Source organism: Ancylobacter sp., from assembly GCF_965249975.1.
Lineage (GTDB): Bacteria > Pseudomonadota > Alphaproteobacteria > Rhizobiales > Xanthobacteraceae > Ancylobacter.
This window is the reverse complement of the sequence record NZ_CBDFNE010000018.1, coordinates 1,022,947-1,047,023: the sequence shown is the minus strand read 5'-3', so window position 1 is coordinate 1,047,023 and position 24,077 is coordinate 1,022,947. Positions and strand designations below refer to the sequence as shown.

Annotated in this window: 24 protein-coding genes and 1 pseudogene; 15 read left to right on the top strand and 10 right to left on the bottom strand. The window is 69.7% G+C overall.

What is annotated here, in order from left to right; all coding sequences use genetic code 11:
• Positions 1-235: 235 nt before the first annotated feature.
• The 4 genes from ACP2AH_RS17765 to ACP2AH_RS17750 are packed head-to-tail and all read right to left on the bottom strand — an operon-like array spanning position 236 to position 3,122.
• Complete coding sequence (locus tag ACP2AH_RS17765) at positions 236-970, bottom strand: DUF2076 domain-containing protein (RefSeq protein ID WP_425107004.1); 735 nt, start codon at positions 968-970, stop codon at positions 236-238.
• A gap of 28 nt (positions 971-998) precedes the next feature.
• Complete coding sequence (locus ACP2AH_RS17760) at positions 999-1,718, bottom strand: Bax inhibitor-1/YccA family protein (RefSeq protein ID WP_425107003.1); 720 nt, start codon at positions 1,716-1,718, stop codon at positions 999-1,001.
• A gap of 29 nt (positions 1,719-1,747) precedes the next feature.
• Positions 1,748-2,548 carry an anti-sigma factor family protein gene (locus tag ACP2AH_RS17755; protein WP_425107002.1) on the bottom strand — a complete coding sequence of 267 codons (801 nt, stop codon included), beginning with the start codon at positions 2,546-2,548 and terminating at the stop codon, positions 1,748-1,750.
• A complete protein-coding gene (locus ACP2AH_RS17750; RefSeq protein ID WP_425107001.1) occupies positions 2,532-3,122 on the bottom strand; it encodes a sigma-70 family RNA polymerase sigma factor in 591 nt (196 codons plus the stop codon). The genes ACP2AH_RS17755 and ACP2AH_RS17750 overlap by 17 nt, the downstream gene beginning before the upstream one ends.
• 250 nt (positions 3,123-3,372) lie before the next feature.
• Between ACP2AH_RS17750 and ACP2AH_RS17745 the strand changes: the two genes are divergently transcribed.
• Both ACP2AH_RS17745 and ACP2AH_RS17740 read left to right on the top strand, forming a co-directional pair.
• The gene (locus ACP2AH_RS17745; RefSeq protein ID WP_425107000.1) at positions 3,373-4,584 is read left to right on the top strand and encodes a M20 aminoacylase family protein; all 1,212 of its coding nucleotides are present in this window, start codon (positions 3,373-3,375) and stop codon (positions 4,582-4,584) included.
• A gap of 18 nt (positions 4,585-4,602) precedes the next feature.
• Positions 4,603-5,829: an MFS transporter gene (locus tag ACP2AH_RS17740; protein WP_425106999.1), complete on the top strand. Its 1,227-nt coding sequence runs from the start codon at positions 4,603-4,605 to the stop codon at positions 5,827-5,829.
• Here ACP2AH_RS17740 and ACP2AH_RS17735 read toward each other — a convergent pair.
• Together ACP2AH_RS17735 and tal are read right to left on the bottom strand one after the other, a co-directional pair.
• Positions 5,826-6,584: a sulfite exporter TauE/SafE family protein gene (locus ACP2AH_RS17735; RefSeq protein ID WP_425106998.1), complete on the bottom strand. Its 759-nt coding sequence runs from the start codon at positions 6,582-6,584 to the stop codon at positions 5,826-5,828. The two genes, ACP2AH_RS17740 and ACP2AH_RS17735, sit on opposite strands and share 4 nt — an antisense overlap.
• Before the next feature lie 90 nt (positions 6,585-6,674).
• Positions 6,675-7,646 carry a transaldolase gene (gene tal, locus ACP2AH_RS17730; RefSeq protein WP_425106997.1) on the bottom strand — a complete coding sequence of 324 codons (972 nt, stop codon included), beginning with the start codon at positions 7,644-7,646 and terminating at the stop codon, positions 6,675-6,677.
• 216 nt (positions 7,647-7,862) lie between these two features.
• On the opposite strand from tal, the gene ACP2AH_RS17725 reads away from it, so the two are divergent.
• The 3 genes from ACP2AH_RS17725 to ACP2AH_RS17715 are packed head-to-tail and all read left to right on the top strand — an operon-like array spanning position 7,863 to position 9,907.
• Positions 7,863-8,705 (top strand): hypothetical protein, encoded by an 843-nt coding sequence (locus ACP2AH_RS17725; protein WP_425106996.1) that lies wholly within the window; start codon positions 7,863-7,865, stop codon positions 8,703-8,705.
• 33 nt (positions 8,706-8,738) lie between these two features.
• A complete protein-coding gene (locus tag ACP2AH_RS17720) occupies positions 8,739-9,386 on the top strand; it encodes a chromate transporter (protein ID WP_425106995.1) in 648 nt (215 codons plus the stop codon).
• Positions 9,383-9,907: a chromate transporter gene (locus tag ACP2AH_RS17715; protein ID WP_425106994.1), complete on the top strand. Its 525-nt coding sequence runs from the start codon at positions 9,383-9,385 to the stop codon at positions 9,905-9,907. Before ACP2AH_RS17720 ends, ACP2AH_RS17715 begins: the two co-directional genes overlap by 4 nt.
• A 53-nt stretch (positions 9,908-9,960) precedes the next feature.
• Here ACP2AH_RS17715 and ACP2AH_RS17710 read toward each other — a convergent pair whose 3' ends face one another.
• Positions 9,961-10,656 (bottom strand): TIGR00266 family protein, encoded by a 696-nt coding sequence (locus ACP2AH_RS17710; RefSeq protein ID WP_425106993.1) that lies wholly within the window; start codon positions 10,654-10,656, stop codon positions 9,961-9,963.
• Positions 10,657-10,852: 196 nt separating this feature from the next.
• Here ACP2AH_RS17710 and ACP2AH_RS17705 point away from each other — a divergent pair, with 196 nt between their 5' ends.
• Positions 10,853-11,203, top strand: coding sequence for a hypothetical protein (locus tag ACP2AH_RS17705; protein ID WP_425106992.1), 351 nt, complete (start codon positions 10,853-10,855; stop codon positions 11,201-11,203).
• Between the two features lie 129 nt (positions 11,204-11,332).
• Entirely contained in the window at positions 11,333-12,007 is a 675-nt protein-coding gene (locus tag ACP2AH_RS17700; RefSeq protein ID WP_425106991.1) for a YoaK family protein, read from the top strand.
• A 21-nt stretch (positions 12,008-12,028) separates the two neighbouring features.
• Here the strand turns inward: ACP2AH_RS17700 and ACP2AH_RS17695 are convergent, their stop codons facing one another.
• Positions 12,029-12,625, bottom strand: a complete 597-nt coding sequence (locus ACP2AH_RS17695) for a DUF6101 family protein (protein ID WP_425106990.1) — start codon at positions 12,623-12,625, stop codon at positions 12,029-12,031.
• Between the two features lie 217 nt (positions 12,626-12,842).
• Between ACP2AH_RS17695 and ACP2AH_RS17690 the strand changes: the two genes are divergently transcribed.
• The 5 genes and pseudogenes from ACP2AH_RS17690 (at position 12,843) to lpxK (ending at position 17,063) form a co-directional block, all read left to right on the top strand.
• A complete protein-coding gene (locus ACP2AH_RS17690) occupies positions 12,843-13,664 on the top strand; it encodes a 3'(2'),5'-bisphosphate nucleotidase CysQ (RefSeq protein WP_425106989.1) in 822 nt (273 codons plus the stop codon).
• A 27-nt stretch (positions 13,665-13,691) separates the two neighbouring features.
• Positions 13,692-13,937 carry a DUF4170 domain-containing protein gene (locus tag ACP2AH_RS17685; RefSeq protein ID WP_244379846.1) on the top strand — a complete coding sequence of 82 codons (246 nt, stop codon included), beginning with the start codon at positions 13,692-13,694 and terminating at the stop codon, positions 13,935-13,937.
• 16 nt (positions 13,938-13,953) lie between these two features.
• Entirely contained in the window at positions 13,954-14,736 is a 783-nt protein-coding gene (locus ACP2AH_RS17680; RefSeq protein ID WP_425106988.1) for a lysophospholipid acyltransferase family protein, read from the top strand.
• Positions 14,737-14,742: 6 nt separating this feature from the next.
• Positions 14,743-16,038 carry a 3-deoxy-D-manno-octulosonic acid transferase gene (locus ACP2AH_RS17675; RefSeq protein ID WP_425106987.1) on the top strand — a complete coding sequence of 432 codons (1,296 nt, stop codon included), beginning with the start codon at positions 14,743-14,745 and terminating at the stop codon, positions 16,036-16,038.
• A gap of 4 nt (positions 16,039-16,042) precedes the next feature.
• Positions 16,043-17,063, top strand: a pseudogene (lpxK, locus tag ACP2AH_RS17670) (tetraacyldisaccharide 4'-kinase).
• Positions 17,064-17,171: 108 nt separating this feature from the next.
• Here lpxK and ACP2AH_RS17665 read toward each other — a convergent pair.
• Positions 17,172-17,396: a DUF2093 domain-containing protein gene (locus tag ACP2AH_RS17665; RefSeq protein ID WP_425106986.1), complete on the bottom strand. Its 225-nt coding sequence runs from the start codon at positions 17,394-17,396 to the stop codon at positions 17,172-17,174.
• A gap of 98 nt (positions 17,397-17,494) precedes the next feature.
• Positions 17,495-19,108 (bottom strand): exodeoxyribonuclease VII large subunit, encoded by a 1,614-nt coding sequence (xseA, locus tag ACP2AH_RS17660; protein ID WP_425106985.1) that lies wholly within the window; start codon positions 19,106-19,108, stop codon positions 17,495-17,497.
• Between the two features lie 265 nt (positions 19,109-19,373).
• On the opposite strand from xseA, the gene ACP2AH_RS17655 reads away from it, so the two are divergent.
• From ACP2AH_RS17655 to glyS, 3 genes are all read left to right on the top strand, one after another.
• Positions 19,374-20,318, top strand: a complete 945-nt coding sequence (locus tag ACP2AH_RS17655; protein ID WP_425106984.1) for a glycine--tRNA ligase subunit alpha — start codon at positions 19,374-19,376, stop codon at positions 20,316-20,318.
• A gap of 32 nt (positions 20,319-20,350) precedes the next feature.
• Positions 20,351-21,655, top strand: a complete 1,305-nt coding sequence (locus tag ACP2AH_RS17650; RefSeq protein ID WP_425106983.1) for an MFS transporter — start codon at positions 20,351-20,353, stop codon at positions 21,653-21,655.
• A gap of 107 nt (positions 21,656-21,762) precedes the next feature.
• Positions 21,763-23,868 (top strand): glycine--tRNA ligase subunit beta, encoded by a 2,106-nt coding sequence (glyS, locus tag ACP2AH_RS17645; protein ID WP_425106982.1) that lies wholly within the window; start codon positions 21,763-21,765, stop codon positions 23,866-23,868.
• Positions 23,869-24,077 lie beyond the last annotated feature (209 nt).

Here is a 24,077-nt window from a genome sequence, read left to right as displayed (position 1 = left end):
GGTTCGCGTGAAGAAAACGCGACAAAACAAAGAATTAGATCATTTCACTGCTTCCGTGAAACGGTGAAATGATCGAGCCGACAAAAAAGAACAGGCCGGTGAGGGGCCGGCCTGCTGGAAGTTGGGAAGTGTCCCCTGCCCTGCAGGGCAGGAGTCCGCTGGAACCCCGCCCGAAGGCGGGGGAACCTGTCAGAGGCGAAGGCGGGCGGCGGGTGAAGCACGCCGCCCGGCGCGCTCAGAATTCGTCGCCGCCGCCGAACCAGTCGCCGCCGCCAAAGAAGCCGCCATCATCCACGGCCCCGGCATCCTCGGCGCCGGTGTCCACCGGCTCGTCGGCCGCTGCCGGCTCCTCGGCCGGCGCTTCCGCCGGCGCTTCTGCCGCCTTGGCCTCGCTGCCGCCGAACATGCCTGCAATGGCGCTGCCGAGCAGCACGCCGCCGGCGACGCCCATCGCCGTCTGCGCCGCGCCGGCCAGGAAGCCGCCGCCACCGCCGCCGAAGCCCGGCCGGCCGAAACCGCCCGGCTGCGCGCCCGGGCCGCCGGGGGCGCCCGGCGCGCCCATGGGCTGGCCCGCCGCCGCGCCGGACTGCCAGGCCGGGGAGGCGCTGGCCGGAATGGCACTGCCGCCCTCATAGCCGGCCGCGCTGCGCGGCATGGAAGGCACGCCGCTGCGCCGCGCCGGGGGCTGGCTGGAGCCGAACAGCCCGCCGAAGAGGCCGCCGCCGCTGGCGGGCTGGGCCGCCGTCTCCTGCGCCTGCCGCTCCAGCTCCTCGATCCGCGCCTGCGCCTGCTGCAGGGCGTAGTCCTGCATCACGATGGTCTGCGCCATCAGATAGGGCGCGGCCGGCTGCTGCGCGATGCGCTGGGCGATGAAGCCCTCGGCCTGCGGGTCACGCGGGCCGGACTGGCGCTCGGCCTCGGCCAGCTTGGCGAAGAGGCCGTCAATGGCCTGGCGATCCTGGTCGTTCATGGGTGCGTTCCCTTGGCGAAAAGCCGCCTCACTCCCGCTCGCCGGTGAAATTCAGCAGAAGCTGGAAGATGTTGACGAAGTTGAGGTAGAGCGAGAAGGCGCCGAACACGGCGAGCTTCTGCTGCGACTCGGCGTCGAAATGGTCGGCGTACTGTTCCTTGATCGACTGGGTATCCCAGGCGGTCAGGCCGACGAAGACGAGGATGCCGACCACGGAGACGATGAACTGCAGCATCGTCGAGACGAAGAAGATGTTGACCACGCTGGCGATCACCACGCCGATCAGGCCCATGATCAGGAACGAGCCGAACTGCGAGAGATCGCGCTTGGTGGTGTAGCCGTAGAGGCTGGTGGCGCCGAACATCGTCGCGGCGATGAAGAAGGTGCGCGCGATCGAGGTGCCGGTGAACACCAGGAAAATCGAGGCCATGGACAGGCCCATCACCGCGCAGAACGCCCAGAACATGGTCTGCGCCGCGCTGCCCGACATCGACTGCATGCGGAACGAGAAGAACAGCACGAAGGCGAGCGGCGCCAGCATCACCACCCATTTCAGCGGGGTGGAGAAGATCGGCACATAGAGCGCCGGCGTGGTGCCGACGATGAAGGCCACGGCGCCGGTGAGCACGAGGCCGAGCGCCATGTAATTATAGACCCGCAGCATGTGGCGGCGCAGGCCCTCGTCATAGACGGCCTGGTCGACGCTGCCGGTGCGGGACCACTGGAAGCCGGAATTCGGCGTGTTCATGTTAGTCTCCTGATGCGGATCATCTGGGTTCAGTACAGCGTCCGGGCAAGGCGTGCGGCCGCCCGGTCGAGATCACGAATGTCGGCGGAGGGGCCCGCCTGCGCGACCAGCGCATAGGCGACCTCGCCCACCTGCCAATAGGCGGCGGTCAGGCCGTCGCGCGGCACGGTGGTCGCCGGCACCACGTCGAAGCCGCCCGGCCGCACCGCGAACAGCGAGGCGGTGCCGATCTCCCCGGCCTCGACGGTCATTTCCACGCTGGGGCCGAAGGTGGAGGGGAACACCTGCACATCCGCCACTTTCCACCCGTCCGGCAAAGCCGGCATGACGATGGCGGTGGCGGCGCGGATCTCCAGCGGGTCGTAATGGCTCGCGCCCGGCTGCGAGGGCATGTCGGCGCGCATCATCGCGGTGCGGTGGGCGCGCAGCGCGTCCTCGAGATAGGCCGGCGGCAGGCCGGAGGCGACGACGCGGCTGACGCCGAGATGGCCGAACTGGGCGTTGGCCATCCAGCCGGCGCCGACCAGCAGCGCCACCATGGCGGCGATGCGCAGCCGCCGGGTCCAGCGGGCGCGGGCGAGCGCGCCCTGCAGCCGCCGCGCCGCTTCCGCCGTCGCCAGTCGCGCCGTGGCGGTGGACGCGGCGCGCGGCGTCTCGGCCAGCGCGAGGCGCAGCTCGTCGCGGATGCGCAGATCGCCCATCACCCGCGAGGCGGCGGCGGGGTTGGCGCTGAGATAGGCCTCGACATCGATGCGCCGCGCCACGCTGAGCTGGTCGTCGACATAGGCCTGCAGATCGTCGCCGGAGACGGGATCAACGGGTTGGCTCATCCGTACCTCCTACGATGCGCAGGCGCGCCGGGCCTTCCCCCGCGCCGCCCTCTTCCATCGCCCGCAACGTCGCGCGGGCACGCGACAGGCGGGACATCAGCGTGCCCTGCGGAATGCCGAGCGTGGCGGCGGCTTCGGCATAGCCGAGCCCCTCGATGGCGACGAGGTGCAGCGCCGCGCGCTGTTCCTCCGGCAGGGCCATGAAGGCGTCGCGCACCTGGGCGAGGCGCAGCCGGTGCTCTTGCGCCGGCGCGGTGCTGGTCTCCGCGAGGTCGAGGCTGTCGGCCTCGCGGCGCGCTTCGGCGACGCGCGAACGGCGGCGGTCGATGAACACATTGTGCAGCACCGAGAGCAGCCAGCCGCGCAGCGCGGCCCCGCGCGGCGCCGGCCCGCGCTCCGTTTTGCCGGGGGCGGCGCGCTCGGCATCGAAGCTGCCGCGCCGCTCATAGGCGCGCACCAGCGCGTCATGCACCAGGTCCTCGGCCTCCACATCGTCGCGCGTCAGCGAACGCGCATAGCGCCGCATCACGCCGAGCTGGGCCGGCACGTCGAAGGAGGTCTCGTCGCGCTTCATGTCCCGTATACGGAGCCGTTCCTGGCTTTCATCCCGCCCCGTGCGGAAATTTTTGCGTTCGCCTCCGGCATAGCCCGTCATCAGGCGCCGGGCCGTTCACATCCACGCAAGCCCGGGCGGCCATGGGTGGCACTGCACCCATGCACAGGAAGGGGAGGCCCCCTTCCGCCCACGCGCTTGCGGTGGCGGGCGGGGCGGGCCTAACTGGCCGCCGCGCCGAGGGCCGGCGCTGCTTCGGCAGGGGATGGTGATGGTGCAGCAGGCGACAGGCGACGGCTTCGGCATCCTGCCCGACCTGGCCGATCAGGCGGACGAACTGAGCCAGTGGCGGCGCAGCCTGCACGCGATGCCGGAAACCGCCTTCGCGGAGCACCGCACCTCGGCCTTCGTGGCGGAGAAACTCGCGTGCTTCGGCCTGCCGGTACACCGCGGCCTTGCCGGCACCGGGCTGGTGGCGACGCTGAAGGGCCGCCTCGGCGACGGCCCCGCCATCGGCCTGCGCGCGGATATGGACGCGCTCGACATCCATGAGGCGACCAACCTGCCCTGGCGTTCCGACACGCCGGGCAAGATGCACGCCTGCGGCCATGACGGGCACATGACCATGCTGCTCGCCGCCGCGCGGCATCTCAGCCAGAAACCGGATTTCGCCGGCACGGTGCATTTCATCTTCCAGCCGGCGGAGGAGAATGAGGGCGGCGGAAAGGTGATGGTCGACGAAGGGCTGTTCGACCGCTTCCCGATGCAGGCGATATACGGCCTGCACAATTGGCCGAACGCGCCCTTCGGCACGTTTCTCGGCCGGCCCGGCGCCATGTTCGCGGCCTTCGACATTTTCGAGGTCCGGGTAATCGGGCGCGGCGCCCATGCGGCGATGCCTCAGCGCGGCATCGACCCCGTGCTCACCGCCGCCCATATCGTCACCCAGCTGCAGGCCATCGTCGCCCGCGCGGTCAACCCGCAGGAGGCGGCGGTCGTCAGCGTCACCCAGATCCATGGCGGCGATACTTGGAACGTCATTCCCGACGAGGTGGTGCTGCGCGGCACGGTGCGCAGCTTCGCCCCGGCGGTGCGCGATCTCGTGGAGGCGCGGCTGCGCGCGATCGTCGACGGCGTGTGCGCCGCGCAGGGCGCGCGGGCGGAGATCCGCTATGAGCGCCGCTATCCCCCGCTGGTGAATCACGATGCCCCGTTCGGCGACGCGCTGGAAGCGGCGCGGGCGACGGTGGGCGAGCAGGTCGACCCTGCCTTCGAGCCGATCATGGCGGCGGAGGATTTCGCCTACATGTTGGAAGCGGTGCCGGGCGCCTATCTCTGCCTCGCCAGCGGGCCGGGCCCGAACCTGCACAATGCCGCCTATGATTTCAACGACGCGCTGCTGCCGCTGGGCGCCAGTTACTGGGCGCATCTGGTGCGGCAGCGGCTCGCGCCGGCGGTGCGTGACGGGCGCGCGGGCGAGTGAGTTGAGAGTGCGCCTGTCGTGACCGCCGCTTCCCCCTCCGCCCCGCCTGATGGGCGAACGCCCTTCATCATCGGGCTCGGCATGGCCCAGCTCTGTTCCTGGGGCAGCCTCTATTACAGTTTCCCGCAGATCGCGCAGGCGATGGGGGCCGATCTCGGCTGGTCCAAGGCCGAACTTTACGGCGCGGCGACGCTCGGCCTCGCTTTTTCCGGCCTCGCCGCCTATCCCGCCGGCGCCGCCATCGACCGTGGCCATGGGCGGGCGGTGATGGCTGGCGCGTCGCTGGCGGCCGGGCTGCTGCTGGCACTGTGGTCGCAGGTGTCGAGCCTCGTTCTGTTCTATGTCGCGGTGGCCGGCATTGGCGCGATGCAGGCCGCGACGCTCTATGAGCCGGCCTTCGCCGTGGTGGCGCGGCGGGCGGGGCCGCTGCAGGCGCGCCCGGGCATCACCGCGCTCACGCTGTGGGGCGGCTTCGCCTCCACCGTCTTCATCCCGCTGGTCCAGCTGCTGCTCGACGGCCTCGGCTGGCGTGGCACGCTGCTGGTGCTGGCGGCGATCAATATCGGCCTGTGCGCGACGGCGAATTTTCTCTCCGCCGGAGCCGGGCGCGAACGGCCGCCGGTGCGTCCGCATCCCGCGGGCGCCCCGCGCTCGGTAATCGGCGAGGTGCTGCGCCAGAAGGTGTTCTGGGCGCTGGCGGTGGCCTTCACCGCCTATGCCGCCATGTTCTCCGGCTTCACCTTCCACATGTACCCGCTGCTGGTGGAGCGCGGCTTCGACACCGCCACCGTGGTGAGCGCCATCGCCTTCATCGGCCCGGCGCAGGTCGGCGGGCGCATTCTCGTCACCCTTCTGGCGCCGCGCGCGCCGGTGCGCGTGGTGGGCTCGGTTATCGTCGCGGTGTTCCCGCTCGCCTTTCTGGCGCTGGAACTGATGCCGCCGGATTTCATCTATGTCGCGCTGTTCGCCCTCGCCTATGGCTCGGTCAACGGCATCCTCACCATCGTGCGTGGGCTGGTGGTGCCGGAACTGCTGACCCGCCGTGCCTATGGCGCGGTGAACGGCGTGCTCTCCATGCCGGCCACCTTCTCCCGCGCGCTGGCGCCGGCGGGCATGGCGATGCTGTGGACCGCCACCGGTTCCTATGACGCGGTGCTGATGGGAGTGATCGCCCTTGCCGTGCTGCTGGCGCTTGGTTTCTGGAGCGCGGCGGCGCTGGCCCGTCCGTTGGATGAGACAGATTAGCCCGCGAGCATCCCTGTCGTACCGTCCCAGACGAGCTTCAGCGAGATGAGGAACAGCGCGGCCATCACCAGCCGGTAGAACAGCTTTTCCGGCAGGCGCCGTGTGAGCCAGACGCCGACGAAGGTCGCCGCCACCGCCACCGGCATCAGGAGCGCGGTGACGGTGAGATTGGCCGGGTTGAGCTGGCCGAGCGCGGCATAGGGAATGAGCTTGAGCGCATTTATGGCGGCGAAGGTCAGCGTCGTCGTGCCGGCATAGACCATTTTCGGCAGGCGCTGCGGCACCACATACATCTGGTATGGCGGGGCGCCGCCATGGCTGACGAAGCTGGTGAAGCCCGACACCGCGCCCCAGAACAGCCCGCGCGGCACATCCGCCTGCCGCGCCGCCGCCCCCGCCGCCCCGAGCCAGCGGATCAGGCAGAAGGCGAGGCCGATCAGCCCGACGATCAGCATCACCTCGGCATCGGTGACGAGGGAGGCGGTGGCCCAGCCAATGCCGATGCCGAGCGTGGCGGCGGGAATGAGGATGGCGAGGTTGCGGCCGGAGAATTCCCGCCGGTACGCCCAGACGCCGAACATGTCGCTGATGACATAGACCGGCAGCAGCAGGCCGGCGGCGGTCACCGGGGACATGAACAGCGCCAATGTGGGCACGGCGAGCGAGCCGATCATCGGCACCCCGCCCTTGCTCATGCCGACGAAGAAGGCCGCGAGGCCGGCGGCGAGGGCGAAACCGAGATCGGGCACGAACATGAAGGGAGACCGGCGCGGGGACGGGAGGAGGGGGCCTCCTCCCGTAGGAAAAGGGGAGAAGGGGCGCGCCCTCCTCCCAGCATTACGCGATCAGGCGGCCTTGGCGCCGTCGATCCGCTTGGCGACCAGGGCGCGCAGCGAATTGAGATCGCGCACGAACTGGCGGATGCCCTCGGAGAGCTTTTCCGTCGCCATCTGGTCCTCGTTGAGCCTTAAGCGGAAGCCGCGCTCGTCGAGATGCAGCCGCTCCGGCGCGCCCTCGGTATTGGCGGGGTCGAGCTTGCGCTCCAGCGTGCCTTCATCGGCGGCGAGCTGGTCGAGCAGCGCCGGGCCGATGGTCAGCCGGTCGCAACCCGCCAGAGCTTCGATCTCGCCGGTGTTGCGGAAGGAGGCGCCCATCACCACGGTCGGAATGCCGTGCTTCTTGTAGTAGGCGTAGATCTGGCGCACCGAGACGACGCCGGGGTCGGTCTCGGAGGTGAACGGGCCCTCGCCCGCCTTCACGTGCCAGTCGAGGATGCGGCCGACGAAGGGCGAAATGAGGAAGGCGCCGGCATCCGCCGCCGCCGCCGCCTGGGCCAGCGAGAACAGCAGGGTGAGATTGCAGTCGATGCCTTCCTTCTGCAGCACTTCCGCCGCGCGGATGCCTTCCCAGGTGGAGGCGATCTTGATGAGGATGCGCTCGCGGCCGACGCCGCGCGCCTCATAGGCCTTGATGAAGGAGCGGGCCTTGGCCAGCGTCGCTTCGGTGTCGAAGGACAGGTCGGCATCCACTTCGGTGGAGACGCGGCCGGGGACGATCTTTGACAGTTCGGCGCCGAAGTTCAGCGCCAGCCGGTCGCAGGTCGCGGAGACCACGGCGTCCGAGGTGCCGCCCTGCTTGGTGCCCCAGGCGAGCGCCTCGTCGACGAGGGAGGAATAGGCCGACATTTCCGCCGCCTTGAGCAGCAGGGTCGGGTTGGTGGTGCAGTCCTGCGGCTTCAGGCGGCGCACCGTCTCGATGTCGCCGGTGTCGGAAACGACAACGGTCATGGCACGCAGTTGGTCGAGCTTGGAGGGCATGGCGCTATCTCTCTTCTCGCGGGAAAGGACCCCGTGGTCCTGTCCGCAGGCACGGAGCGACGGATCGGCTTCGTTGGACCACATTTGGGGCGCTGTCTTCAAGCTGCGCAAGCGATGACGCGCATGTGACATTGCCATGCGAACGGCCTTGTCGCGGCGTCGGGACAGGCGTAAATCTCTCAACCCGGCGAGAGGCTTGGGCCAGCGGGACCTTCCATGGACGATATTCACTACCGCGAATACAAAATCCTGCTGCGCCCGGAGCGCTTTTTCGATCCGCATCAGTTCGAGGTCTACTGGCACAAGCTGGGACAGATCGCCCCCGAGTTCAAGGTTGGGGTGACCACGAACAAGGACGGCTTCAAGCGCCATGTGCGCGAGGTGCTGTTCTACGACACGCCGGATTACGATCTTTACCGAAACGCCTTCATCCTGCGCAAACGCACCTTCTACACTGATGGCTGGCCCGAGCCGGAACATGAGCTGACGCTGAAGTTCCGCCATCCCGAGCTCGCCGCTGCGGCGGCGGTGGATGTGGTGCCGCATCTTAGCGGCAAGGCCGACATCAAGTTCAAGGAAGAGCTGCTGCCGCTGAAGGACAGCCTCGGTGGCATGCGCTCGCTCTATTCGCACAATTGCGTGCTGCTGAGCCCCGGCATTGTGCTCGACGCCGGGCTGGAGCGCATCACCTCGGTGTTTCCGGAACTGGCGGAACATTGCCCGGCCGACAAGGCGGCGACCATCTCGCTGGTCAACAACCTCCCGGTCGAGGAGGTGCAGGTGAATGTCGGCTCGTTCGATTTCGGCCATGGGCTGGAGGCCAAGGCCACCATCGCGGTCTGGCGCGACCGCGCGACGGAGAGCTCGATCATCGGCGAGTTCGCCTTCCAGGCGAAGTTCGACCGCTACGACGCCCTGCATGCCAAGGCGCTGACGCGTTCGGAGGAATTCTTCCGCGCGGCGCAGACCCAGGCGCCGGAATGGGTCAAGCTCGGCGCCACCAAGACCGCCCTGGTGTATAATTTCGGCAAGCAGCTCGTCGCCAGCCACGAGGGCTGAACACGCCGCCGGCGCTCTCGGGAACCGCCCCGCATGACCTCCTCCACCCCGCCTGTGCCGGGCGCTGCCGAAGGCGAGCCGCCCGCCCCCTATGCGGTGCCGCGCGACGTGCCGCTGTGGGACATCTTCCTCACCTTCCTGTTCATCGGCGCCATCAGCTTCGGTGGCGGCGTGGTCGCCTATCTGCGCTCCAGCCTGGTGATCAAGAAGCGCTGGCTGGACGAGGACCATTTCCTCTCCGCGCTGGGAATCTCGCAGGCGCTGCCGGGCCTCAACGCCACCAATATGAGCATCATCGTCGGCGACCGGCTGCGCGGCCTGCCGGGCGCGCTCGTCGCCTTCACCGGCATGACGCTGCCCGGCGGCAGCATGGTGCTGGCGCTCGGCGTCGCCTACGCCGCCAATGCGCATAACCCCTATGTCAACGCCACTCTGATTGGGGTCGGCGCGGCGGCGGTGGGCATGCTCTCGGCGGTGACGCTGCAGATCGGCCGCAAGCAGCTTGGGCAGATGCTGAACGTCGCCATCATCGCCGCGACCGTGCTGATGGTCAGCGTGCTGCACATCTCGCTGATCTGGGTGCTGCTCACCGTCGGCCCTGTGGCCGTGTTCCTGTTCCGCCCCCGCAAGGGCGCCGAGGGGGCGGACGAGGCGGATGCGCGCGAGAGGAAGGCGCCATGAACGAGAATCTCTCAGTCCTCGGCGTCTTCTCCCTGCTCTCGGTTCTCGCGGTGGGCGGCGGCGCCGCCGTGCTGCCGGAAACCAAGGAACTCGTCGTCGGCACCTATCACTGGCTGAGCGACGACCAGTTCCGCGACATTTACGGCCTCGGGCAGGTGGTGCCGGGCCCCAACATGCTGATGGTCATCGTCATCGGCTACCACGTCACCGGCTTCATGGGCGCGCTGATGGCCTTTGTCGGCTTCTTCCTACCGGCGGGGGCGCTGTCCTGGGCGGCCTCGCGGGTGTGGGACCATTTCGAGGGGTCGCCCTGGCGCCGCTCTCTGCAAATGGGGCTGGCGCCGCTGGTGGTGGGGCTGATGGCCTCGGGCACCATTTCCATCGCCCGCACGGCGATCGACGGCAAGCTCACCATCATCATCGCCTTCGCCGTCTTCGCCGGGGTCTATTGCGTGAAGAAGGTGAACCCGGCGCTGCTGGTGCTGGGCGGCGGCCTGGTGGGCCTCGCCTTGCTCAGCTGAACCGGGGCCTCCGTGCCGCCGTCCTGACCTTTCCTGCGAGTCGGAGGCGAGGCTCAGCCCCGGCGTTCCGGCAGATAGGGGCTGACCGCATGGGCGAGGCCCGGCGCGGTCAGGCTCTGCAGCCACACCTTGCCGGGGCCGGACAGCCGCACGAGGAACAGCCCGTCGCCGCCGAACAGCGCGTTGCGCACGCCGCGCATCGTCGTCAGCTCGAAGGAGACGCTTTCCTCGAACAGCCCGACATGGCCGGGATGGACGAGCAGCTGCTGGCCGGCCTGAAGCTCATAGGTCACCAGTTCGCCGCTCAGTTCGACATAGGCGCTGGCCTGCCCCGCCAGCCGCTGCAGCACGAAGCCCTCGCCGCCGAACACCGCCCCGCCCAGCGTCTGCTGGAAGGCGGTCGTCACCTCGATGCCCGGCGTGCCGCAGACGAAGCCGTGGCGATGGGCGAGATAGGCACGGCCGGGCGCGATCTCGATTTCCACGAAATTGCCGGGCAGCTTGGCGGCGAAGGCGACATTGCCCGGCCCGCGCTCGGCGTGGAACTCGGTCATGAACAGGCCCCCGCCGGACACCGCGCGGCTCACCAGCCCGAGCAGGCCGCTCGCCCCGCCGCCGGCGGTGGAGGTGGTGAGAACGATGTCGCCCGACATCCAGGACAGCTGGTCCGGCACGCCGACGATGCGGTCGCCGGCGTCGAGCTGGAGTTCGAGCACGGGTAGCGTGGTGCCGATGATCTTCGAGCGCATGGGTGGCCTCCGAATGGCGCCGCCGCACGCGGCGCGGGATGCGGGCGCCGAGCTTAGGCGAAGCCGCGCCCGCTGTCGCCCGCAGGCGCGTCCGGCAGAGAAAATTTCCATGGACACATGGGGTTACGGCTGGTGCGGAGATAGTGGCGTGCTATCTTTGCGCGCTAACATCACCTTATCCCCTCGGGAGTGCTCTATGCGTTATCCCTCCTTCGCCTCCGCCGTCGCGCGGCTGCGCCGGGCGGCCTTTGCCGTTGCCCTTGCCGCCGCCGCCTTCACCGCCGCCGGCCTCGCCAGCGGCACCGCCGAAGCCGGCGTCGCCACGCCCGGCCTCGCCACCCCGTCGGCCGTCGCCGCCGACACGCTGGCCCCGTCCGCCGCGCTCACCGAGAATGTGGCCTGGGTCTGCGGCCCGTTCCGCTGCTTCTGGCGCCCGAACTATAACTGGTACGTGCCTCCCTATGCCCGTGGCTGGGGCGCGCCTGTGCGCCCGAACTGCTACTGGCGCCGTACCTGGGGTGGCGGCTGGGTGCATGTCTGCCCCTGAGGCCGTGCGGCCTGACACACGGGCCGTGTCGCTCCATGTTTCATGAACCGGAGAAAGGGCGCGTCTCCCGCGCCCTTTTTCATGCCGCGCCACGCCTGCCCTTGCCGTCGCGAAAGTCCTGAGACGCCCATGCCAGAGGGTTATCGCCCGCTTCTCTTCGCCACCTTCGCCACGCTGGTCGCCGGCTTCGTCGATGCCGTCGGCTACGCCCATCTCGGCGGGCTGTTTCTTTCCTTCATGAGCGGCAACAGCACCCGTCTCGGCATCCAGCTGGCCGAAGGTCATGGGGCCATGGCGCTGTTCACCGCCTCCGTAATAGCCGGCTTCGTTGCCGGCGCCTTTGTCGGCACGTTGATCACCGACGCGGTGGGGGAGTGGAAACTGGTCGCGGTGCTGGGCAGCGAGGTCGTGCTGTTCGCGCTGGCGGCGGTCCTCGCCGGCCTCGATGCCGGACGATTCTCGCTGCTGCCGGTGGCGCTCGCCATGGGCATGCAGAACAGTGTGCACCAGATCATCGCAGGGGCGGATATCGGCAAGAGCTTCGTCACCGGGGCGCTGTTCGGCCTCGGCCAGGCGCTGGCGCGCTGGATGAAGGGGCGCGGCGGGCCGGTGGAGGCGCTGGCCTATGCCGGGTCCTGGGCGTCTTTCGTCACTGGCGCCGGCATCGGCGCCCTGCTGCTGGCGGCGAGCGGGCTGGTGCCGTCGCTGGTCGCCGCCTGCCTGCTGCTGGCCGGCCTCACCGCGACCGCCTTCGCCTTTCACGGCCATCTGGTGCGGCCCATTGGCAAGGAAGGCGGCGACTGAGAGGAGCTGCGGGCCTCGGCGTCAGTCCCGCGCGCTCAGTTCCCGCTCGCCACGATGGACCGTGAGTTCGCCCGTCCGCCCGGCCCCGCGGCGGCGATAGACGCTCGGCCGGCGGTGCTTGAGCGCCCCGCGGCGTGCGCGGCGTGCGCGCATCTCGCCAATCACCAGCCGGCCGACCATCGCATAGGCGGGCTGGTGGCTGCCATCGGCCAGCGTCACCAGCATCGGCCGGCCGAGCGCCGCGCTCCAGCCGCGCCATTCCGCCACCACATCGTCGATATGCGGCGCGCTGTAGAGCGTCACCGACAGCGCCGGGTCCTCATGCACCAGCACGAGGACGACGCCGTCATCGTCGCCCTCCGGGTCGAGCAGCGCCACAGCCAGCCCGCGATAGGCGTCGAGCGGGCGCGCCGCCTTCATCGCCACCCCGGCGACGCGGCGGTAGATCACCACCCGGTCGAGGCCGAGCTCGATCTGCCGCACCCCGTCATCGGCCCCGTCATCGGCCGTCTCGAACCGTAGCGGCCAGCCCTCCGACGTGGCGGGCCGCGCCAGCGCCACATAGGGGGCCAGCGCCGCCGGCCGCCTCAACTGTGCTTCCATCATCCGTTGACGCATCACGCATCTCCCCGCCGATTTTCTGGCTCAGTGGCCTCGGTCGTGGGGACACCGTAGTCGCCGCCCTGTACCGGGCCGCTTAAGGGACATGGTTGAGAGTTTCTTCCCGGCCCCGAATGGCACCTATGCTTGACGAATGCTTGTCGGATTGGCTCGCAATGCCGATATCGCGTTTGCAATCCTCACCGCTCCCGCGTACGTCCCGAAAATGGAATCCATGCCGCCCCTTTCCCCCGAGCTGCCCGATCTTGATGCCGTCGCCGATCCTCTCGCCGATCCCGCCGTCGCAGCGCGGCATCTGGCGGAGGCGGTTGTGGCGGCCGGGGCGGTGGCGGTGGAGATGTTCCGCGCCGGGGTGAAGAGCTGGTCGAAGCACAATGATTCCCCCGTCACCGAGGCGGACCTCGCCGTCGACGTGATGCTGCGCGAGCGCCTGAGCCTCGTCGGCCCGGCCTATGGCTGGCTCTCGGAGGAAACGGTGGACGAACCCTCCCGCCTGTCGCGGCGCCGGGTATGGATCGTCGATCCCATTGACGGCACCCGCGCTTATATGGCCGGTCGCGCCGACTGGTGCGTGGAGGCGGCGCTGGTGGAGGATGGAAGGCCGATCGCCGGCGCCCTGTTCGCCCCCGTCACCGAGGAACTGTTCATCGCCGTGCGCGGCGGCGGGGCGACGCGCAACGGCCAGCCGATCCAGGTCTCCACCACGTCCGCGCTTGCCGGCGCGGTGATCGACGGGCCGGCGCCCTGGCTCGCCCATCTCGACCGGGCAGGCAGCTGGCGCCGGGTCGACCGCATCCGCTCGCTGGCGCTCCGCCTCGCCCGCGTCGCCACCGGCGAGCTCGATGCCGCGCTCGCCTCACCCAATGGAAATGATTGGGACCTTGCCGCCGCGGACCTTTTGGTGCACGAAGCAGGCGGACGGCTGACCACGCTCGACGGTCGTCCGCTCGCCTATAACGCGCCGGTGCCGCGGCATGGGGCGCTGGTTTCGGCCGGCAGCCAGCTCCATCCGGCGCTGATGGCTGTGGCGCGCTGATCGTTCCCGAGCACAGGACGCGACCGGATGCCCGAGACCACCAGTCCCCAGCTTCTGCACCTCGTCTTCGGCGGCGAGCTCGAAAAGATCGACGGCGTCACCTTCAAGGACCTCGACGCGCTCGACATCGTCGGCGTGTTCCCCAACTACGCCACCGCCCATGCGGCGTGGAAGGCCAAGGCGCAGCAGACCGTCGACCAGGCGCAGACGCGCTATTTCATCGTCCACCTTCATCGCCTGCTGGACCCGGACGCCAGCGCGAAGACCAGCTGAGCGCCGGCCCCTTCGCATGTGGCGTCGACTGCGCACCTCACCGACGGTCCGCACCGTTCTCGGGCGGAGCATGGCGTCCTATCTGCGCTTCGTCTGGCGCACCCAGCGCGTGGTGATGGAGCCGGCCAATCTCTATGAACTGGCCGACGCCCAGCTGCCGATGATTCTCACCTTCTGGCACGGCCAGCATTTTCTCACCCCCTTTCTGGTGCGGCCCTATCACCGCGCCAAGGTGATGATCTCGCGCAGCGCCGATGCGGATGTGAACGCCATCGCCGCCGAGGCGCTCGGCATCGGCGCGGTGCGCGGCTCCGGCGCGCAGGGGCGCGATTTCCGCACCAAGGGCGGCTTCAACGCCACGCTGGAGATGATCCGTCATCTCAGTGAGGGCACCAATGTCGCGATGACGGCGGATGTGCCGAAGATTTCGCGCGTCGCCGGCCTCGGCGTCGTCACCATCGCCAAACATTCGGGCCGGCCCATCTATCCCGTCGCCATCGCCACCTCGCGGCGCATCGTCGCCCGCAGCTGGGACAAGTCGGCGATCCATCTGCCCTTCGGCCGTGCCGCCGTTGTCGCCGGGGACGGCGTGCGTGTGCCGACCGATGCCGGGCCGGAGGAGCTGGAAGCGGCGCGGCGCGAGCTGCAGCGCCAGCTGGAGGTCGCCACCGCCCGCGCCGAGGAACTGGTCGGCCGCCCTGCCGAAGCGCGGGCGCTCGCCCGCAAGGCCGCCGCCGCGGCAAAATCCGCCGAGCCCGCCCCTTTGGAGCCCGCCCCCGCGCCGGCGCGCAACGGCTAGCGCGCCATGGCCAGCCCCCACTCCCCCTTTCTCGTCCGCTGCTACCGGGCGGCGACCTGGCTGGCGACGCCCTTCGTCCGCCTGCTGCTGGCGCGTCGGCTGAAACGGGGCAAGGAGGACGGCGCCCGGCTGACCGAGCGCTATGGCCGCGCCAGCGCCACCCGCCCGCGCGGGCCGCTGGTGTGGGTGCATGGCGCCAGCGTAGGCGAAATGATTGCCGTGCTGCCGCTGATCGAACGGCTGCGCGCGCGCGGCTTCCGCGTGCTGTTCACCTCGGGCACGGTCACCTCGGCGCGCCTCGCGCAGGCGCGGCTGCCGCCCGACGTGCCGCACCAGTTCGTGCCGCTGGATTCGCCGCTGTTCCTGCGCCGCTTCCTCAAGCACTGGCGGCCGGACCTGGTGCTGCTGGTCGAATCCGAGCTGTGGCCGAACCTCATTCTGGAAGTGAACGCCCGCGCGACGCCGCTGGTGCTGGTCAATGCGCGCATGTCGCCCTCGTCCTTCGCCAGCTGGGGCCGGGTGCCGGGCAGCGTCGCGGCGCTGCTATCGCGGGTGGATCTGTGCCTGGCGCAGGGGCCGGACGATGGCACGCGGCTGAAGCAGCTCGGCGCGCCGCGCGTCACCGTGACCGGCAATCTCAAATTCGACGCGCCGCCGCCCCCCGTCGACATCGCCGCCTTCGACACGCTGCGGCTGGCGACCACCGGGCGCATCGTCTTCGTCGCCGCCTCCACCCATCCCGGCGAGGAGGAGATCGTCATCGAGGCGCATCAGCGCCTGGCCAAGGAACTGCCGAACCTGCTCACCATTCTCGCCCCGCGCCATCCCGAGCGCGGCACGGCGGTGGTGCAGCTGGCCACCGCCGCCGGCTGCCCGGCGGTGCTGCGCAGCGACGGCTACCAGCCCGACAGGGGCACCGCGATCTATGTCGCCGACACGATCGGCGAGCTTGGCCTGTTCTACCGGCTCGGCCCGGTGGCGCTGCTCGGCGGCTCGCTGGTGCGCCGGGGCGGGCAGAACCCGATCGAGCCGATCAAGCTCGACACCGCGATCCTGCACGGCCCGCATGTGACCAATTTCAACGCGCTCTACGACCGGCTCGACGAGGCGGGCGGCGCGCTCGCCGTCACCGATGGCCGCACACTTGCAGCGGCGGCCTATCGGCTGCTGGCCGATCCCGCTTTCCGTGCGACGATGATCGCGGCCGGGCAGGCCACGGTGGACAGTTTCGGCGGCGCGCTGGAGCGCACGCTCGCCGCCATCGACCCCTATCTGGTGCAGATCCAGCTGGAGAGGCACTGAGGCCATGCAGGCACCGCATTTCTGGTGGCGACGGGAACAGAGCTGGCTGGCCAAGCTGCTGGCGCCGCTCGGCGCGCTGGTGGGCGGGGGTGACGCTGGCGCGCCTGCGCCGGCCGGGAACCGGGGTCGGCCTGCCGGTCGTCTGCGTCGGCAATCCCACGGTCGGCGGCGCCGGCAAGACGCCCACCGTGATCGAGATCGCCCGCCGCCTCGCTCTGCACGGCCACAAGCCGGCGGTGCTCACCCGCGGCTATGGCGGGCGGCTGAAAGGCCCGGTGCGGGTCGATCCGCTGCTGCACAGCGCCGAGGATGTGGGCGACGAGCCGCTGCTGCTGGCCCGCGCCGCGCCCACCTTCGTCGCCCGCGACCGGCTCGCCGGCGCGCAGGCGGCGGCGCAGGCCGGGGCGGACGTGCTCATCATGGATGACGGCTTCCAGAGCCCGGCGCTGGCGAAATCGCTCTCCATCCTCGTCATTGATGCCGGGGTGGGCATCGGCAACGGGCTGTGCCTGCCGGCCGGCCCGCTGCGCGCCCCGCTCGCCCCGCAGCTGGAACAGGCGCAGGCGCTGCTCGTCATCGGTGAGGGCGCGCCCGGCGAGCGCGCCGCCCGCGACGGCTATGCGGCCGGTGCCGTGGTGCTGCGCGGCCGGCTGGCGCCGGAGGCGCAGGCGGTGGCGCGGCTGTTCGGCAAGCGGGTGCTCGCCTATGCCGGCATCGGCCGGCCCGCCAAATTCTTCGAGACGTTGCGCACGCTTGGCGTGCTGCCCGTGGTGACGCGGGCCTTCCCGGATCACCATGTCTACACGGCGGCCGAGGTGGAAGAGCTGCGCGCCGAGGCGGAGAAGCTGGACCTTCTGCTCGTCACCACGGAAAAGGACGCGATGCGCCTCGCCGGCAGCGAGGTCGGCCAGCCCCTCATCGAGGTGTCGGACGTGCTGCCGGTGCGCATGGCGCTGGAACCGCAGAGCGCGCGGGCGCTGGAGCGCATGCTGGGCGGGCTGGAGGCCGGCCCGCGCGAGCCGTGAGCCGACCTAGATCATTTCACCGTTTAACGGAAACAGTGAAATGATCTAATTCTTTGATTTGTCGCGTTTTCTTCACGCGAACCGGTATCCACTTCCCTCGAAAACGCTCTAGCGGGGCTTGACCCGGTCTGGATGCAGCCGCGCCAGCACCGCTTCCGGCGTGGCATAGGCTTCCTGCAGATCCACGCTCCAATAGCGCAGCTCGTCGAGCGGAATGGCTTCGCCGGTGACGGCGCAGCGCACGAAGGTGCCGGGACGCACGACACGGAAGTCGCCGTCGAGATAACGCACTTCGGCTTCACCCGAGGTGGGGAATCGTTCGAAGCGGTTCATGGTCCCGCTCCTCCTGTCGGTTCGGTTTGGCGCGACAATAAAGACCCGGAGCCGGTTACGGCAAGCCCGGCGGGATCACCTCTTCGGCGCGGCGGGCTTCAGCTGTCGAACAAGGTGGGTTGGCGCGGCGGCTCCGGCAAGGGCGCGGGCCGCGTCTTCGCCGGCTTGCGCCCTGGGCGGGCGGGGGAGGGCGGCACCTCCGGCCCGGCGCCGGTGGCCGTCACCGCCACGCGGCCGTCGCGGAACTCGATTTCCAGCGCGTCGCCCGCGCCGATGCCGGCGGCCGCGTGGACCGGCGCGCCGGAGGCGTCGCGCACCAGGGCATAACCGCGTGCGAGCACGCCCTTATAGGAGAGGGCGGTCAGCAGCTTGGCGACGGCGTCGAGCCGCCCCGCGCGTTCCGCTGCCTGCTGGCGCCGGCAGCGGTGCAGCCGCACATGCAGTGCGTCGAGCCGGTCGCGCGCGCGCTCACGGCGGTCGCGCAGCGCCTGGGCGATGAGGCGCAGGCGCGATTCGTCGCGGGTGAGGCGCAGCCGGTGGCGGGCGGTGTTCGCCGTCAGCCCGCGCGGCAGCCGGGCCGCGAGGTCGCCGGCCCGCTCGCGCCGGCGGGCGAGAGCGCCGGCGAGCAGCTGCGGCGTGAGCCGGCCTTCGACGCGGGTGAGGCCGAGCCGGTGCGCGCCGGCATTGGCCTTGAGCGCGCGCGGCAGGCGCTGGCCGGCGAGGTCGAGGCGCTGGCGCGGCACGGCGAGCACGGCATCCGCGCTCGGCAGCAGGCGGGCGAGGGCGCGCAGATCGGTGCGGCGCCGCTCCAACCCGCGGGCGAAGCAGGCGCGCAGCCGCGCATGCAGCCCGGCGACTTCGGCGAGGAGATCGGCGCGCACCGGCACCGCCATCTCGGCGGCGGCGGTCGGTGTGGGCGCGCGCAGATCGGCGGCGAAGTCGATCAGCGTCACATCGGTCTCATGACCGACGGCGGAAATCAGCGGAATGGCGCTCTCCGCCGCAGCGCGCACCACGCTTTCCTCGGAAAAGCCGAGCAAATCTTCCAGCGAGCCGCCGCCGCGCGCGACGATGAGCACGTCCGGGCGCGGGATCGGACCTTCGGGAGCCAGCGCGTTGAAGCCGCGAATGGCGGTACTCACCTCGGCGCCGCAGGTGTCGCCCTGCACCCGCACCGGCCACACCAGCACATGACGCGGAAAGCGGTCGTTCAGCCGGTGGAGAATGTCGCGGATCACCGCGCCGGTGGGCGAGGTGACGACGCCGATAACGCGAGGCAGGAAGGGCGGGCGGCGCTTGCGCTCGGGCGCGAACAGGCCCTCGGCGGCGAGGCGGTTCTTGCGCTCCTCCAGCATCGCCATGATGGCGCCGGCGCCGGCGAATTCCAGCTGCTCGATGACGATCTGGTAGGAGGACTTGCCGGGAAAGGTGGTGATGCGGCCGATGGCGACCACTTCCAGCCCTTCCTCGGGCTTCAGGCGAAGCCGGCCGAAATTGCCCTTCCACACCACGGCGTCGAGCCGGGCATTCTGATCCTTCAGGCTGAAATAGGCATGGCCGGAGGAATGCGGCCCGCGATAGCCGGAGATTTCCCCGCGCACCCGCACATGGCCGAAGGAATCCTCCACCGTGCGCTTGAGCGCGCCGGAGAGTTCCGAGACGGTCCAGTCGGCGGCGTTGGAGACGGGCGATTCGGAGAGGCTGTCGGGCATGGGGCAGTGATAGTGGGTTTTGAGCGGGGCGGAAACGGGGGCCTGATCACCCCAAGAGCGCCGTCATCCTGAGGTGCGAGCGTAGCGAGCCTCGAAGGATGGTCGTCCGCGTTCTCTGGGATGAACATCCTTCGAGGCCCGGCCGCTGGCCGGGCACCTCATGATGACGTCGATCGGCTGATCAGGCGAGGTCGGCTCCCACCTTGATCCCCGCCCTTCCCCGGCCTAGGTTGCGCCGCCTTTTCAGCCAACCGCCGGCTTATCCATGATCGATCCCGCTCTGCCGCCGCATATGCGCCCCGACAAGTCGTTCCAGGGGCTCATCCTCGCGCTCCATGCCTTCTGGGCGGACAAGGGCTGCGTCGTGCTGCAGCCCTATGACATGGAAGTCGGCGCCGGCACTTTCCACCCCGCCACCACGCTGCGGGCACTGGGCCCGCTGCCGTGGAAGGCGGCCTATGTGCAGCCCTCGCGCCGGCCCAAGGACGGGCGCTACGGCAAGAACCCCAACCGGCTGCAGCATTATTACCAGTACCAGGTGATCCTGAAGCCCTCGCCCGCCGATCTGCAGGACCTCTACCTCGCCTCGCTCTCGGCCATCGGCATCGACCTCAAGCTGCACGATGTGCGTTTCGTCGAGGACGATTGGGAAAGCCCGACGCTCGGCGCCTGGGGGCTCGGCTGGGAGTGCTGGTGCGACGGCATGGAGGTGAGCCAGTTCACCTATTTCCAGCAGGTCGCCGGCTTTGAATGCGCGCCGGTGGCGGGCGAGCTGACCTATGGTCTGGAACGCCTCGCCATGTATGTGCAGGGGGTCGAGAACGTCTACGACCTCAATTTCAACGGCCGTGAGGGCGACGAGAAAGTCACCTATGGCGATGTGTTCCTGCAGGCGGAAGAGGAATATTCCCGGCACAATTTCGAGCATGCCGACACCGACATGCTGTTCGAGCAGTTCCGCATGGCCGAGAGCGCGGCGGCCAAATATCTCGAAGCGGGCTGGGAAGATGGCAGCAGGACGCGCCATTTGATGGCGCAGCCGGCCTATGACCAGTGCATCAAGGCCAGCCATGTGTTCAACCTGCTGGATGCGCGCGGGGTGATTTCCGTCACCGAGCGCCAGAGCTACATTCTGCGCGTGCGCGAACTCGCCAAGGCCTGCGGCGCCGCGTGGCTGGCAACTGCGGCAGGCGGCACACCGGCAGCCTGATTTCATCTCCACCACCGGCGCGGAGCGCGACCATGTCCAGCCTCGACATCGCGTTGCCCGGTGGCAGCCTTCCGGCTGAGGTCCCGGCCGGGCGGCGGGCGTTGCTGGCCGGCGCGCTGGGCAATGCGCTGGAATGGTACGATTTCGCCGCCTATGGCTTTCTCGCCGCCATCTTCGCCAAGAATTTCTTTCCCGACAGCGACGCCTTTGTCGGGCTGATCGCGGCCTTTGGCGTGTTTGCCGCCTCCTTCGTCATGCGGCCGGTGGGCGGGGTGGTGTTCGGCCATATTGGCGACCGCTATGGCCGCCGCCACGCGCTGTTCATTTCCGCCGCGATGATGACGGTCTCCACCGTCGCCATCGGCCTGTTGCCGACCTATGCCGCCATCGGCGCGGCGGCGCCGCTGCTGCTGCTCCTGCTGCGGCTGCTGCAGGGGCTTTCCATCGGCGGTGAATACACCACCTCCGCGATCTTCCTCGCCGAGAACGCGGCCCTGCGCCGGCGCGGGCTCATCGCCTCCTTCGCCGGCTGCGGCGCCTCGGGCGGCACGCTGCTCGGCTCCATGGTGGGTGCGGCCACCGCGACATTGATGAGCACGGACGACCTCGTCGCCTGGGGCTGGCGCATCCCCTTTCTGCTCGGCATCCTGCTCGGCGGCTTCACGCTCTATCTGCGCGGCTCGTCCGCGCATGGGAATGAGCCGCCGGCGCGGGCGCACCGGCCCGGCCGGCTGCCGCTGATCGAGGCCATGCGCTCGGACGGGCGGGAGATGATCCGCGCGGCTGTGCTGAACCTCACTTTGGGCGTCGGCTTCTACATGCTGTTCGTCTACCTCACGACCTATATGCAGCAGGTGGACGGGCTCGCGGAGCGCGTCTCGCTGCAGATCAACACCATCAGCATGGTCGCCGTGCTCGGGCTGGCGCCGGTGTTCGCCGCGCTGTCGGATCGCATCGGGCGCAAGCCGGTGGTGTGCGGCGGGCTGATCGGCCTCATCCTGTTGTCCTGGCCGCTGTTCCGCCTGCTCGATTCCGGCGATGCCGGCGCCGCGCTTGTGGGTCAGCTCGGCTTCGCCGTGCTGGTCGCCGCCTATGCCGGGCCGATGCCCTGCGTGCTGGTGGAGATGTTCCGCCCGGCGACGCGGTGCAGCGCACTCTCGCTCAGCTACAATCTTGCCCTCGGTCTTGCCGGCGGCACCGCGCCGATGGTGGCGGTGTATCTGGTGAACCGCGAGCAGTTCGACATGGGCCCGGCCGTCTATCTCATCGCGGTGGCGGCGGTGTCGCTCATCGCCGCACTGACGATGCGGGAAACCCGCGGCAGGGCGCTTTCCTGAACGAGACGCCTCCCCTCGCCGGGCGCGACGTGCTAGGGCGTCGGCCGACCTTCCCGCAACGGTGCGCGCCGCACGGCGCCGCCCGCCAGCCGACGTGACGCAGCGCCATGCCCGATCTCCTGCTCGAACTGTTCTGCGAAGAAATCCCCGCCCGCATGCAGGCCGGCGCGGCGGAGAGCCTGCGCAAGCTCGTCACCGATGCGCTGGTCGAGCGAGGTCTCGTCTATGAGGGCGCCAAGGCGTTCGTCACCCCGCGCCGGCTGGCGCTGGCCGTGCACGGCCTGCCCGCGCAGCAGCCCGACACGCATGAGGAGCGCAAGGGCCCGCGCGTCGGCGCGCCGCAGGGTGCGATCGACGGCTTCCTCAAAGCCGCCGGCCTCGCCTCCATCGAGCAGGCCAGCATCGAGAGCGACCCGAAGAAGGGCGAGTTCTACGTCGCCCGTATTCACAAACATGGCCGGCCGACGCCTGACGTGGTGGCCGAGATCGTGCCCGCCGTCATCCGCGCCTTCCCCTGGCCGAAGTCCATGCGCTGGGGCAAGGGCTCGACCAGCCCGAACGCGCTGCGCTGGGTGCGGCCGCTGCAATCGATCCTGTGCACCTTCGGCCCCGAGACCGAGGAGCCGGAGATCGTCGCCTTCGAGGTCGACGGCATCCGCGCCGGCGACACCACGCGCGGCCACCGCTTCCTGTCGGAGGGCACAATCCGCGTGCGCCGGCTGGAAGACTGGATGGCCAAGCTGGAGGCCGCCTTCGTGGTGGTGGACCGCGAGCGGCGCAAGGACATCATCCTCAACGACGCCAAGGACCTCGCCCTCGCGCAGGGGCTGGAGCTGGTGGAGGATGCCGGCCTGCTGGAGGAGATTTCCGGCCTGGTGGAATGGCCTGTCGTGCTGATGGGCGCGTTCGACCCGGCCTTTCTCGACGTGCCTGACGAGGTGGTGCGCGCCACCATCCGCATCAACCAGAAGTGCTTCGTGCTGAGGGACCCCGCCACCGGGCGCCTGGCCAACAAGTTCGTGCTGGTGTCGAACCTTGCCGCCAGCGACGGTGGCGCGGCGATCATCGCCGGCAATGAGCGCGTCATCCGCGCCCGTCTTTCGGACGCCAAGTTCTTCTGGGAGACCGACCAGAAGACCAACGCCTCGGTCTCGCTGGAAGACCGGCTGGCGAAGTTCGGCAATGTCACTTTCCACGAGAAGCTCGGCTCGCAGCTGGAGCGCATCCGCCGCATCGCGCGTCTTGCGCGGAAGCTCGCGCCTGTGGTCGGCGCCGACCCGGAGCTGGCCGAGCAGGCCGCGCGCTACGCCAAGAGCGATTTGCGCACGGAAGTGGTGGGCGAATTCCCTGAAGTACAGGGGCTGATGGGCCGCTATTACGCCCGGCTGGAAGGCCTGCCCGAGGAAATCGCGGCGGCCGCCGAAGAGCACTACAAGCCGCAAGGCCCGACCGACCGCGTGCCCACCGCCCCGGTCTCCATCGCCGTGGCGCTGGCAGACAAGCTCGACACGCTCACCGGCTTCTGGGCCATCGACGAGAAGCCGACCGGCTCAAAGGACCCCTACGCGCTGCGCCGCGCCGCGCTGGGCGTGGTGCGGATTATCCTGGAGAACGGGCTGACGGTGAAGCTTGGCGATGTCGCTGAACCCGACCTCCTTTCCTTCTTCGCCGACCGCCTGAAGGTCCATCTCCGCGAGGCCGGGGCGCGGCATGATCTGGTCGACGCGGTGTTCGCCCTTGGCCAAGAGGCGGGGAGCGCCGAAGGCGCGACAGGGAAGCAAGGCCTCCAGGACGACCTCCTGCTCGTGGTGAAGCGGGTTGAGGCGCTGGGGCGGTTCCTTTCCACCGAGGACGGCCGGAACCTGCTCGCCGGCACCAAGCGCGCGGCGAACATCCTGCGCATCGAGGAGAAGAAGGACGGCGTCGCTTACGAGGGCGGCGTCGATGTGGTTCTGCTGCACGAGCCGGAGGAACGCGCGCTGGCCGGGGCCATCGCCGCGCTCGGCCCGCAAATCGAACAGGCGCTGGCGCGTGAGGATTTCGAGGCCGCCATGGCGCTGATCGCGCAGCTGCGCGCGCCGGTCGACGCCTTCTTCGAGAAGGTGACGGTGAATGCGGACGACCCGGCGCTGCGGGTCAACCGCCTGCGCCTGCTCGCGGATATCCGCGCCGCGACCCGCTCCATCGCCGATTTCGAGCGCATCGAGGGCTAGGCGGGCGCTCCCTATCACCGTCATCCCGGAACGGCCGCAAGGCCGTCTCCGGGATCGCGTGGTGGCTTGCCTTCCCGCGCGCATCGCGCCATCGCGATCCCGGCTCTCCGGCTTCGCCTGCGGCCGGGATGACAGCGATCGGGCGTTCAGCCGCCGGACCGCTTGCGCAGACCCAAGGGCGGAACCATCCTGCCGGGGCGCGGCTTATG

Coding starts and splice junctions, on each gene's coding strand:
- xseA (WP_425106985.1), bottom strand. CDS start 19,108: ATGCCCGACAGCCTCTCCGAATCGCCCGTCTCCAACGCCGCCGACTGG.
- ACP2AH_RS17685 (WP_244379846.1), top strand. CDS start 13,692: ATGCCCGAGACCACCAGTCCCCAGCTTCTGCACCTCGTCTTCGGCGGC.
- ACP2AH_RS17705 (WP_425106992.1), top strand. CDS start 10,853: ATGCGTTATCCCTCCTTCGCCTCCGCCGTCGCGCGGCTGCGCCGGGCG.
- ACP2AH_RS17695 (WP_425106990.1), bottom strand. CDS start 12,625: ATGCGTCAACGGATGATGGAAGCACAGTTGAGGCGGCCGGCGGCGCTG.
- ACP2AH_RS17690 (WP_425106989.1), top strand. CDS start 12,843: ATGCCGCCCCTTTCCCCCGAGCTGCCCGATCTTGATGCCGTCGCCGAT.
- ACP2AH_RS17765 (WP_425107004.1), bottom strand. CDS start 970: ATGAACGACCAGGATCGCCAGGCCATTGACGGCCTCTTCGCCAAGCTG.
- glyS (WP_425106982.1), top strand. CDS start 21,763: ATGCCCGATCTCCTGCTCGAACTGTTCTGCGAAGAAATCCCCGCCCGC.
- ACP2AH_RS17760 (WP_425107003.1), bottom strand. CDS start 1,718: ATGAACACGCCGAATTCCGGCTTCCAGTGGTCCCGCACCGGCAGCGTC.
- ACP2AH_RS17755 (WP_425107002.1), bottom strand. CDS start 2,548: ATGAGCCAACCCGTTGATCCCGTCTCCGGCGACGATCTGCAGGCCTAT.
- ACP2AH_RS17665 (WP_425106986.1), bottom strand. CDS start 17,396: ATGAACCGCTTCGAACGATTCCCCACCTCGGGTGAAGCCGAAGTGCGT.
- ACP2AH_RS17715 (WP_425106994.1), top strand. CDS start 9,383: ATGAACGAGAATCTCTCAGTCCTCGGCGTCTTCTCCCTGCTCTCGGTT.
- ACP2AH_RS17675 (WP_425106987.1), top strand. CDS start 14,743: ATGGCCAGCCCCCACTCCCCCTTTCTCGTCCGCTGCTACCGGGCGGCG.
- ACP2AH_RS17720 (WP_425106995.1), top strand. CDS start 8,739: ATGACCTCCTCCACCCCGCCTGTGCCGGGCGCTGCCGAAGGCGAGCCG.
- ACP2AH_RS17725 (WP_425106996.1), top strand. CDS start 7,863: ATGGACGATATTCACTACCGCGAATACAAAATCCTGCTGCGCCCGGAG.
- tal (WP_425106997.1), bottom strand. CDS start 7,646: ATGCCCTCCAAGCTCGACCAACTGCGTGCCATGACCGTTGTCGTTTCC.
- ACP2AH_RS17655 (WP_425106984.1), top strand. CDS start 19,374: ATGATCGATCCCGCTCTGCCGCCGCATATGCGCCCCGACAAGTCGTTC.
- ACP2AH_RS17700 (WP_425106991.1), top strand. CDS start 11,333: ATGCCAGAGGGTTATCGCCCGCTTCTCTTCGCCACCTTCGCCACGCTG.
- ACP2AH_RS17750 (WP_425107001.1), bottom strand. CDS start 3,122: ATGAAGCGCGACGAGACCTCCTTCGACGTGCCGGCCCAGCTCGGCGTG.
- ACP2AH_RS17650 (WP_425106983.1), top strand. CDS start 20,351: ATGTCCAGCCTCGACATCGCGTTGCCCGGTGGCAGCCTTCCGGCTGAG.
- ACP2AH_RS17680 (WP_425106988.1), top strand. CDS start 13,954: ATGTGGCGTCGACTGCGCACCTCACCGACGGTCCGCACCGTTCTCGGG.
- ACP2AH_RS17710 (WP_425106993.1), bottom strand. CDS start 10,656: ATGCGCTCGAAGATCATCGGCACCACGCTACCCGTGCTCGAACTCCAG.
- ACP2AH_RS17745 (WP_425107000.1), top strand. CDS start 3,373: ATGGTGCAGCAGGCGACAGGCGACGGCTTCGGCATCCTGCCCGACCTG.
- ACP2AH_RS17735 (WP_425106998.1), bottom strand. CDS start 6,584: ATGTTCGTGCCCGATCTCGGTTTCGCCCTCGCCGCCGGCCTCGCGGCC.